Source organism: Nitrosomonas mobilis, from assembly GCF_900103035.1.
GTDB classification, from domain to species: Bacteria; Pseudomonadota; Gammaproteobacteria; order Burkholderiales; family Nitrosomonadaceae; genus Nitrosomonas; species Nitrosomonas mobilis.
Map to the genome: position 1 here is coordinate 18,993 of NZ_FMWO01000026.1, position 10,302 is coordinate 29,294.

8 protein-coding genes and 1 tRNA gene are annotated in these 10,302 nt (G+C 47.3%); 6 read left to right on the forward strand and 3 right to left on the reverse strand.

The features are described 5' to 3' along the window. Window position 1 precedes the first annotated feature (1 nt). Window positions 2-496, forward strand: a complete 495-nt coding sequence (locus NSMM_RS01990) for a peroxiredoxin (RefSeq protein ID WP_090284118.1) — start codon at window positions 2-4, stop codon at window positions 494-496. On the opposite strand, the gene NSMM_RS01995 is transcribed toward NSMM_RS01990, so the two are convergent. The 3 genes from NSMM_RS01995 to yoaA form a co-directional block, all read right to left on the reverse strand. Beyond that, window positions 474-1,460 (reverse strand): malate dehydrogenase, encoded by a 987-nt coding sequence (locus NSMM_RS01995; RefSeq protein ID WP_090284120.1) that lies wholly within the window; start codon window positions 1,458-1,460, stop codon window positions 474-476. The genes NSMM_RS01990 and NSMM_RS01995 overlap by 23 nt on opposite strands. Window positions 1,461-1,705: 245 nt before the next feature. Then, window positions 1,706-1,781, reverse strand: a tRNA-Met gene (locus NSMM_RS02000). Between the two features lie 370 nt (window positions 1,782-2,151). Continuing rightward, window positions 2,152-4,098, reverse strand: coding sequence for a DNA repair helicase YoaA (gene yoaA / locus NSMM_RS02005; protein ID WP_090284122.1), 1,947 nt, complete (start codon window positions 4,096-4,098; stop codon window positions 2,152-2,154). 165 nt (window positions 4,099-4,263) lie between these two features. Between yoaA and NSMM_RS02010 the strand changes: the two genes are divergently transcribed. The 5 genes from NSMM_RS02010 to NSMM_RS02030 form a co-directional block, all read left to right on the forward strand. After that, a complete protein-coding gene (locus NSMM_RS02010; protein WP_090284129.1) occupies window positions 4,264-6,432 on the forward strand; it encodes an LPS-assembly protein LptD in 2,169 nt (722 codons plus the stop codon). 47 nt (window positions 6,433-6,479) lie between these two features. Next, window positions 6,480-7,799 carry a peptidylprolyl isomerase gene (locus tag NSMM_RS02015; RefSeq protein WP_090284124.1) on the forward strand — a complete coding sequence of 440 codons (1,320 nt, stop codon included), beginning with the start codon at window positions 6,480-6,482 and terminating at the stop codon, window positions 7,797-7,799. A 59-nt stretch (window positions 7,800-7,858) separates the two neighbouring features. Then, a complete protein-coding gene (gene pdxA, locus NSMM_RS02020; protein WP_090284126.1) occupies window positions 7,859-8,881 on the forward strand; it encodes a 4-hydroxythreonine-4-phosphate dehydrogenase PdxA in 1,023 nt (340 codons plus the stop codon). Next, window positions 8,862-9,638 carry a 16S rRNA (adenine(1518)-N(6)/adenine(1519)-N(6))-dimethyltransferase RsmA gene (rsmA, locus tag NSMM_RS02025; RefSeq protein WP_090284128.1) on the forward strand — a complete coding sequence of 259 codons (777 nt, stop codon included), beginning with the start codon at window positions 8,862-8,864 and terminating at the stop codon, window positions 9,636-9,638. The genes pdxA and rsmA overlap by 20 nt, the downstream gene beginning before the upstream one ends. Window positions 9,639-10,069: 431 nt before the next feature. Continuing rightward, the coding region (locus NSMM_RS02030) for a hypothetical protein (protein ID WP_143001828.1) at window positions 10,070-10,302 on the forward strand (233 nt) is incomplete at its 3' end.

The window sequence follows — 10,302 nt, forward strand, 5'->3', positions numbered from 1 at the left end:
CATGGCTATAGAATTTATTTCAGATTTTGAAGCGGTTTCTACCGGAGAGAAACCATTCAGGCTATTATCCGAGACAAATAAAAACAAATATCTGGTTCTCTTTTTCTATCCAAAAGATGATACACCCGGATGTACAAATGAATGCCAGCAATTTCGCGATAGCTATACTGATTTTCGTCAGCTTGACTGCGAAGTTGTCGGTATATCACGTGATAGCTTGAAATCGCATATCAATTTCAAGCAAAAATACGATTTGCCATTTAAATTATTAAGCGATCCTGACGAAACTGTCTGTCAGCAGTTTTCGGTAATAAAAATGAAAAATATGTACGGTAAACAAGTGCGAGGAATAGAGCGAAGCACCTTCATACTGGATAGTAAAGGCCAATTACTTAATACTTGGCGGGGCGTTAAAGTTGAAGGTCACGTACAGGAGGTGTTGGTATTTCTGAAAAATGATCTAGCCAATAAAACTACTGCGGTAACAAGTGATTGATTACTTGCTGCTCTTCAAGTAGCTCCTGATAGCCGGAGTATAATTTGTCACGATAGGCTGGGTGTATATCCAGCTCTTTTACAATACTGTATTTCCCACCTGCACAGGTTACCGGAAAACCATAAATAACCCCTTCTGGAATACCGTAACTGCCATCTGACGGGACGCCCATGGTGACCCAGTCATCCTGCCTGGTTCCAAATATCCAATCACGCATATGGTTAATGGCGGCGTTGGCAGCACTAGCCGCACTTGAAAGGCCGCGTGCTTCAATCACTTTTGCTCCGCGCTGCTGAACAGTTGGAACAAAAAACCCTTCGATCCAAGCTGGATCATCGATCAATTGCATTACATGATTTTTATTTATTTCAGCGTGATACAAATCAGGAAGCTGAGTTGAAGAGTGATTGCCCCAGACCACCATTTTCCTGATTTGTGCAACAGGCCGACCTAATTTCATTGCCAGTTGAGAAAGCGCTCGATTATGGTCCAAGCGTAGCATGGCGGAAAAATTTTCGGCGGGTAAATCAGGTGCATTTTTCATGGCAATGTAGGCGTTGGTATTAGCGGGATTGCCTACTACCAGAATTTTTGCATCCCGCTTGGCGACCTGATTCAGGATTTTACCTTGCGTGCTGAAAATCTCACCGTTGGCCGTTAATAAATCTTTTCGCTCCATTCCTTTGCTGCGAGGACGTGCTCCAACGAGTATGGCAAGATCAACCTGATCAAACGCGACTACAGGATCATGTGTTATGCTGACATCGGCTAGGAGCGGAAATGCGCAATCTTGAAGCTCCATTAGGACCCCATTCAATACGCTGGTGGACGCAGGAATATCGAGCAGTCGAAGACTGATAGTCTGATCGCTCCCGAGCATGTCGCCAGCAGCAATCCGAAACAGCAGACTATAGCCTATTTGTCCTGCTGCACCAGTAATGGCAACACGTATTGGTGAGGGCATCAAATCCCGCTCCTTTTTCTGAAAGAGTAAATTCCTGCAGTGATACGCAGTTATTATACCGATAAAATTAAGAGATCAGTATGCATCATTCCCCGTTTCATGGTTTTAAACAAGTATCGCGAAGAAGAGCATAGCGCAAGCAGTTTAAAATTGTAAATCAACCGATATGACAAAACAGATTCCGCTTTTCGTGCGAAAGAAACTTGCATGCTGTAATAGTTTGAGGGAGCATTCACGGACAGGGATGGTGGCGAATCAGGGATTTGAACCCCGGACCAACGGATTATGATTCCGCTGCTCTAACCACTGAGCTAATTCGCCACTTTAAATCTGAAACAGGCTCATTTTCCCGTTGATTGATAAGGATGTCAAGATACGGATATATATTTGTCACGTAGGAGATATTATTTTCGAGTGGAATTGTATTAATTGTGCGAATACTGCTTGTCACATGGTTACGTCTGTCATGTAATGAAACATTTACTGCGCTGGCTATTCGGCCACAGTAGTAAAAGACGCCGAGGAGTAACTGCCCGGTATTTGCATAGGACGTGATAGTTGCCTTTGATGGATTTCGATTCTGACGACTGGTTATAATCGTATTACCTTCAATACTGTGCCGACCAACCATGTCATCAGGTTGCTGTAACTGCTCGGCGTGTAAATGTGATACATTCGAGAAAATTTCTGGTCAGTCTACAACAAAAGTCGTTTTAATGAAATCAGCAACCGTTTGCAGATCGCGTGTCCGTTTCATTGGTGGAAGGCTTTGCCAGATTCGCTTTCCGTAGGGTTTGGATATCATACGTGGATCGCAGATCATCAATACGCCTTGGTCAGTTTCATCGCGAATCAAGCGGCCGGCGCCCTGCTTCAGACTAATGATTGCGTGAGGTAGCTGATATTCCATGAAGGCATTCCGCCCTGTTTTCTTGTATTGATCGATACGCGCGGACAATACCGGATCATCCGGTGAAGCAAATGGGAGTCGATCGATAATGACCAGAGACAGCGCGCGCCCGCGAACATCAACCCCTTCCCAGAATGACTGACTGCCAATCAGAACTGCGTTACCCAGTTGACGAAAGCGCTCCAGCATCGCTGACCGGGTCTCCTGCCCTTGTAGCAGCAGAGGCAGATCGAGTTGCTTGTCCGTGAACGCCGTCTGCAGCAGCTCGTAAACCTGCTGCATGGCGCGCAGGCTGGTGCATAAAAAGAAGGTTCGCCCCTGGCTGGCTTCGATGACTGGCAAGGCAGCTGTAATCACGCTTTGAGTATAGCTGGTATCATTTGGGTCGGGTAGTCGGGTAGGTACATACAGTAGAGCCTGATTTTGGAAATCAAATGGACTTTCCCAGGTCATAGTTTCAGCTTCGTTTAATCCCATGACCTGTTGGTAGTGGGAGAAATTACCTTTAACCGACAAGGTGGCCGAGGTAAAAATCCAGGCACGGTTTGCGCTTTCAAGCTGCTTGCCGAACGTTTCCGCGATGGATATCGGCGTGGTATTCAATTGCAAACTTTGACTATAGGATTCCACCCAGCCGACGTAATCCTGATTACTCTCCTGTTTCTGCCAATGTTCGATTTTTCCGGTCAGCGTCAGCGCGCGCTGCCAGCAGCCTTCCAGTCCTTTTGATCGGGCTGCTTGGGTTTCCAGTAACGTGTTCAGTTGCAACAGGGTGACTTTAAGTTTATCCAGAGCCGAGCTGAACCCTGGGTGTTGTTTTGCCAGAGCAGACGATAGTCGCGTATTTTTCTTACCTATGGTCAAGTGAAGATCAAGCGCAGTCTTTTCCATTTCACCGGCCGCATCCGGTAGAGGTTTGAAGTCCTGGGCAGACAAGGTCGCTTCTATGATCGTATCTCGAGCCAGTGCCAACAATTGGCCGGTACTGACCGATTCACCAAAAAACAGACTGGCGATTTCAGGTAATTGATGCGCCTCATCGAATATGACCGTATCGCAGACGGGCAACAAATCAGATAAACCTTCATCCTTGAGCATGATGTCCGCAAAAAACAGATGATGGTTAACAACGATGAGATCTGCGGACAGAGCACGCTTGCGTGCTTCCATGACGAAGCATTGCTTGAAATGTGGACAATCCGATCCTAGGCAATTCTCACGAGTGGAAGTGACGTGTTGCCAGATCGATGCGTGCTCCGGTACATTATCCAAACCACTTTTATCGCCATGGCTGCTGTTGGCAGCATAACGTTCAATCTGCGTCAGGTAGTATGCGTCCTGACGGCTGGAGAAAAAAACCTGATCAGATGTCAGCGTGTGTTCGAGATGATAATGGCAGATATAATTTGCCCGGCCTTTTAGTAACGCAAGTGATGCCGGGATTTTTAACGCTGCGCGCATCGCGGGGATGTCACGGTAAAAAAGCTGCTCCTGCAGCGTTTTGGTGCCGGTAGATAAAATGGTTTTGCCGCCGGATAACAGTGCCGGTACCAGGTAAGCAAACGTTTTGCCGGTGCCGGTTCCTGCTTCGGCAATCAGGATCTTGCGTCTGGTCATGGCGTTATTAATGGCTTGTGCCATTTCCAGTTGTTGCGCACGAGGACGGTAATCCGCCACACTTTGCGCCAGCAAACCATGTGCAGAGAAAATAGCAGAGAGGTCAGACATCAGAACAGGAATTTATTGGATAATGGCAACTATTCAGCAAACCAATCGAAACCAACTTGCACTGGCGTTGTAATCAACCCTGCATCATAACGTACTATGTGGCAGAACCAAATCCGATCAGTAGACCGGATCATATCTGATAAGCTGAATTTCCATAAAAATTCGATGAGCCAATACAAATTCCTCTATTTCTGGCATGCGCTGTTATTGATGGTACCTGTCCCCGTCGCAGGAGCAGATCAGTTATTCGACTCAGGAGCCAGGCTGCCGGTTTATGTCGAGGCAGATCGGTTCGATGGTTATGCAGGACGTGAAATCGAGGCGAGTGGTAATGTCAGAATGCGTCAGGGTGACCTTGAGCTGATGGCGGATCGTGTCAAATATTACCAGGATAGCGAAGATGTGGAAGTGCAGGGTAATGCGACACTAAACCGCTCGGACGATATTTTGAGAGGGAGCTTGCTGCAGTTGAATTTGCAAACTGGCATAGGTGAATTGAGCGATCCGCTATATTTTATCAAGGATGGTAGTGGGCGGGGTGGTGGCAAAATATTGTTCCTGGAAGGAGATGACCAATACCGCCTGAAACAGGCGCGCTACACGACTTGTCAGATAGGCGATGACGATTGGTACATTCATGCATCTGATCTGACAGTCGACAAGGCAAAAAAGGTGGGGACGGCGCGCAATGTAACCGTTCATTTCAAGGATGTGCCCTTTCTTTATTTGCCCTGGATGAATTTCTCTTTTGGCGGGCAGCGTAAAACGGGTTTGCTGGCGCCTATTTTTGGTAATACAGCTAGAAGTGGCGCAGAAGTATCGGTACCTTTCTACTGGAATATTGCGCCAAACTATGATGCCACCATTACGCCGCGCTACATGAGTAAACGTGGTTTGATGTTCAACAATGAGTTTCGCTATCTAGGCCAAAGCTTGGGTGGACAACTGATGTTCGATATCCTGCCGGATGATTTGATCACCAACGAAACTCGATATGGCGTTGCTTTTAACCATAATCAATGGCTGGGCAACGGCTGGATGGGGTCGCTACATTATGAACGGGCATCCGATAGCAATTATTTTCGTGATCTGGCCAATAATGTGGCATTTACTTCACGTACCAACCTGCCTCAACAGGCAATAGCTGCTTATTCAGGTGGGCTGGGGCATGACGGTTCAATTTCTTTCAATATCCTGATGCAACAATTTCAAACTTTGCAGGATCCGCTCGCAACGATTGTTTCGCCGTACAAGCGCTTGCCACAACTCACATTGAATGCAACAAAGCGTAATGTATACGGGCTGGATTTTGATCTGGCCAGCAACTGGACGCATTTTTCTCACCCAACTCTACAGGATGGATTGCGGTTGGCTCTGTATCCAAGTGTCAGCATTCCTTTACAAAATTCCTGGGGATTCATTAAGCCACGTATTGGGGTGCATCACACGCGATACAATTTAAATGCGCCAACCGGAATAGAATCGAAAACAATTAATCGTACACTGCCAATACTCAGCCTTGACAGTGGTCTGGTGTTTGAGCGTGATGTTAATTTATGGCAGGGAAAATACGTGCAAACACTCGAACCAAGAATGTTTTATGTTTATATTCCATTTGAGCAACAAAACAACCTGCCAAATTTCGATTCTGCCGAGATGGATTTCAGCTTTGCACAAATTTTTTCAGAGAGAAGATTCAGCGGCGAGGACCGCATTAATGACGCCAATGAAATCACCATGGCAGTAACATCGCGTCTGATCGAATCTTCAACAGGTAATGAGCGTATTCGCGCCACTGTTGGGCAGAAAGTCCGCCTTGCTGAACGCCGGTTGACGTTGACTTCACCTCAGACAACTGCTGCTGGTGCAGATTTTATTGCTGAATTATCGGGCAGGATTACTCCGCATATCCTCACGGATGCAGGCGTACAGCTCGATCAGAACAACTTCCTTACTGAAAAAATACGTGCCGGTATCAGTTATCATCCGCAACCGGGTAAAGTCCTGAATGTTGGCTACCGCTTCTCGCGTGACGTTTTCGAGCAGATGGATATTTCTACACAATGGCCATTAACGAGAAAATGGCAAGCGTTGGCAAGTGCCAACTATTCACTCAAGGATGACAAGCTGCTTGCTGGATTACTGGGCGTTGAATATAACGCCTGTTGCTGGTCACTGCGGTTAGTTGCCAATCGTTTTACCACTGCCACCCAAAGAACTTCCACTACCGTTTTTGTGCAACTGGAGTTGAACGATTTGATGAGTATCGGCACCAATCCTATACGTGTTTTACAGCAGGGTATCTCTGGCTATACCCGAACAAGCATACAATAAATAGTCATTTTCTGAAATCTACCGAAACTTTCGTATTTCCTGGATAAATGAATATTAAATATTTTTACAGAACCTTCCTTGCCATGGTCAGCTTGCTGATGTCTGTTAGTTTTGCACAACCGTTGCCGGACTCTGCTGGACCTAGATTCCTTGATCGCATCGTTGTCGTGGTGGACGATGAAGTGATTACTCAGCAGGAAGCCGATGAAGTTCTGCAAAATGCTATCCGTCAACTGGAGAGACAGGGCACGCAGCTACCGCGCAGGGATATCCTGGAAAAGCAGATACTGGAGCGCTTGATTCTCAAACGAATACAACTGCAACGTGCGCGTGAGTTGGGGTTGGTTGCCAGTGATGGCGATGTGGAGCAAACCCTGCGCCGCATTGCTCAGGAAAATGATCTTTCGATGGAAGCTTTTCGCCAGACACTGCAAAATGAAGGCACCGATATTCAATCATTCCGTGAGGAAATTCGTGAAGAGATTTTGATGGTGCGCCTAAAAGAACAGGAAGTGAACAATCGAGTTAATGTCACTGAGAGTGAGATTGATAATTTCATGCAAATGCAAGAGAATTCGTCAATTGGCAATGACGATTATCGACTGGCGCATATATTGGTTCAGCTATCTGAGCAGATGGATACGAAGCAGATTGAAGTCAGGAATCAGCGTGCGCAGAGTGCGCTGGAGAGCCTTAAGCAAGGCGCCGATTTTGCCCAGGTAGCTGCTGAGTTTTCGGATGCGCCAGATGCCATGCAGGGTGGAGTGCTAGACTGGCGCCCTGTTAGCCAAATGGGGCCATTGTTTGCCAATTTACTGGTAACTATGCAGATTGGTGAGTTGACGCCTGTTATCCGCAGTCCGATCGGATTTCATATTCTCAAGCTGTTGGATAGACGCGAGCGGGGAACGTCGGTGGTAATCATCGAGCAAACCCATGCCCAGCATATCTTGATCAAGATCAATGAGTTGATCTCAGAGAACGATGCCTACCGACAAATCATGCAGATCAAGCAGCGTGTCGATAAGGGCGAGAATTTTTCGGAATTGGCTAAGGCTTTTTCCGAGGATAGTAGTGCGTCATCGGGAGGAGATCTGAACTGGATTTCCCCTCGCGATACCGTACCGGAATTTGAGAAAGCCATGAACGAGCTGCTGCCAGGCCAGGTAAGCCAGCCGGTGCGTACCTCCTTCGGCTGGCATCTGATCAAGGTGATTGAACGTCGTAAACAGGATGTCAGTGATCAGCAACGGCGCGAAGCCGCCCGTCAGGCGATTCACGCCCGCAAAGCAGAGGGCGTGGTGCAGGAGTGGATGCAACAACTTAGAGATCAGGCTTATGTTGAGTATATTGCCGAAGATAATTGATGTGAATATTTCCACCGAAATGCCGTCGATAGTCCATTTACGCTACCAGAAAAATAACCATGGAAACTAATATCTTACCAAAACTGGTATTGACAGCCGGTGAGCCAGCCGGCATCGGACCGGATCTCTGTATCCAGATGGCACAAACTGTGCAGCCTTGTCAATTGGCCGTGATCGCTGATCGCGATCTGATCCGCGAGCGTGCACGTTTCCTGAAATTGCCGATCGAGATTCACGAGTATGATGCTGCAGTGAATCGATCGCATCAGGCAGGGCACCTGCCGGTCTGGCACGTGCCAGTCAGCCAGCCGGTAGTAACCGGCAAGCTTGACTCCCGTAATGCCACCTATGTGCTGGAAACATTGAGGCAGGCCGTGAATGCTTGTCTTGCCGGTGATGCGGATGCAATGGTGACCGCGCCTGTTCACAAAGGCATCATTAGTGCAAGTGGCATCAAATTTTCGGGGCATACCGAATTTCTGTCTGAGTTGACTAAGAGCCGGGCTGTGATGATGTTGGTAGGTGGCGGCATGCGGGTGACACTGGCAACCACGCATCTACCACTGAAGGATGTGTCGGCAGCGATTACCCCCGAATTACTGGAGCAGAAATTGCACATTATTCATCGCGATCTAGTCGCACGTTTCAAGATTGAGCATCCGTGCATCGCGGTTGCTGGGTTAAATCCGCATGCTGGAGAATCCGGTCATCTGGGTCGAGAGGAGATTGATATCATCATTCCAGTTTTGGAAAAACTTTGTGCAGAAGGCATGAATCTACTGGGGCCATTGCCGGCGGATACGCTGTTTGTGCCGGACAAGCTAAAGCAGTATGACTGTATTCTGGTCATGTATCACGACCAAGGACTGCCTGTGCTGAAACATGCAAGTTTTGGGGGGGGTGTCAATGTCAGTCTCGGCCTACCGATCATCCGTACTTCGGTTGATCATGGTACCGCACTGGATCTGGCTGGAACCGGGCGCGCCGATCCTGGCAGCATGCAGGCTTCCATCGACATGGCACTGGATCTTGTGAGTAAAGCAAAACCGCACTCGATACCCAATGCGGCACATTCCCCGTAAACGATTCGGACAGAATTTTTTGATTGATCAAGGTATTATTCTTGAGATAATCAACCAGATCCGTCCTGCCAGAGAAGATCGGCTGATAGAGATTGGTCCGGGGCTCGGCGCACTCACTCGACCTCTACTAGCCAGACTGGATGCATTACAGGTCATCGAGATCGACCGCGACATCGTCACCCGACTCGAACGTGACTTTGCTGACAGTAAATTGATTATCCATAATGCCGACGCATTGAAATTCGATTTTGCTCAAGCAGGAGAAAAGCTACGCATCGTGGGCAATCTACCCTACAACATATCCACTCCTTTATTGTTTCATCTGGCGGGGTTCGCGAGTTATATTCAGGATATGCACTTCATGTTGCAACAGGAAGTTGTCGATCGCATGGTGGCAAAACCTTCCACGAGTGAATATGGGCGTCTATCTCTGATGCTGCAATACCGCTATGAAATGGAGCAACTGCTGCAGGTGTCGGCGGAGTGTTTTTATCCTGCACCCAAAGTCCAGTCCGCAGTGGTCAGTTTGCGCCCGCGCACGCACTTGCTGATTTCCCCGGAACATGAATCTTTGTTCGCAGATATTGTCAGCGCAGCTTTTTCGCAGCGACGTAAAACTCTAAAAAATACTATGGGAAGCTATCTTGGCAGTTGCGATTATGATTGTCTGCAAATCGATCCGGGGTTGCGCGCCGAGAATCTTTCTCTGGAAAATTTTTCAGCTATTACCCACTATCTGACCCTTAGACCGAGATAATTCTGGTTCATCCGGCAAGTGTGTGTCTGGTGGTTGTAAAAGCAAATTAAAGATTTAAATTATCTTTAATTTTCAATACTGTGAGTTTTTTTGCATGTGAGCCAACTTGCTGCGTGCGCCTCTGCGCCTCTGCGCGGCGGGTGGGCTAGATGAGGGAAGATATGATCAAACTATACTCAGAAGGTAACTACTCGCCCCCCAAAAAATATTTAAAAAAACACTTGACAGGTTTTTGTACGAGAAAAATTCAATTTTGTACCTCACAGCCAAATCTCTGCGATAAGCAGCTTAGACCCATCGCCAGGCTGATGACAGTACGATTTTGCCGTTTTGTCCGGGTGAGTTCATTTTATCCTCACCTGCTGGCTTATCGATCGCCAAAAAAAGCCGTGTTATGATGGAGTTATCGATAATAACCCATTAACATCAACGTGGCGAGTCTGGATAAAACTTCGGTTAGAGATGAAGTCAGTCGTTTGAAAGCAGACTTTGATCGTCTTGGCTCGGAAGGAAAATTATCTTCTGAGAGTCAGGCAATCATGAATAGCCTGTTTATGATTGTCGAACTGATCCTGGCTATTTTTCTTGAGCGCAGCACCAAAAAAGATAGTGGCAATTCCAGCAAACCCTCTTCTCAAACGCTAAAAGATGAGAACGTACCAAA

Bases quoted from the DNA above. Each gene is read 5' to 3' on its own strand.
- NSMM_RS01990 (WP_090284118.1), top strand. From the start codon at position 2: ATGGCTATAGAATTTATTTCAGATTTTGAAGCGGTTTCTACCGGAGAG.
- NSMM_RS01995 (WP_090284120.1), bottom strand. From the start codon at position 1,460: ATGCCCTCACCAATACGTGTTGCCATTACTGGTGCAGCAGGACAAATA.
- yoaA (WP_090284122.1), bottom strand. From the start codon at position 4,098: ATGTCTGACCTCTCTGCTATTTTCTCTGCACATGGTTTGCTGGCGCAA.
- NSMM_RS02010 (WP_090284129.1), top strand. From the start codon at position 4,264: ATGAGCCAATACAAATTCCTCTATTTCTGGCATGCGCTGTTATTGATG.
- NSMM_RS02015 (WP_090284124.1), top strand. From the start codon at position 6,480: ATGAATATTAAATATTTTTACAGAACCTTCCTTGCCATGGTCAGCTTG.
- pdxA (WP_090284126.1), top strand. From the start codon at position 7,859: ATGGAAACTAATATCTTACCAAAACTGGTATTGACAGCCGGTGAGCCA.
- rsmA (WP_090284128.1), top strand. From the start codon at position 8,862: ATGCGGCACATTCCCCGTAAACGATTCGGACAGAATTTTTTGATTGAT.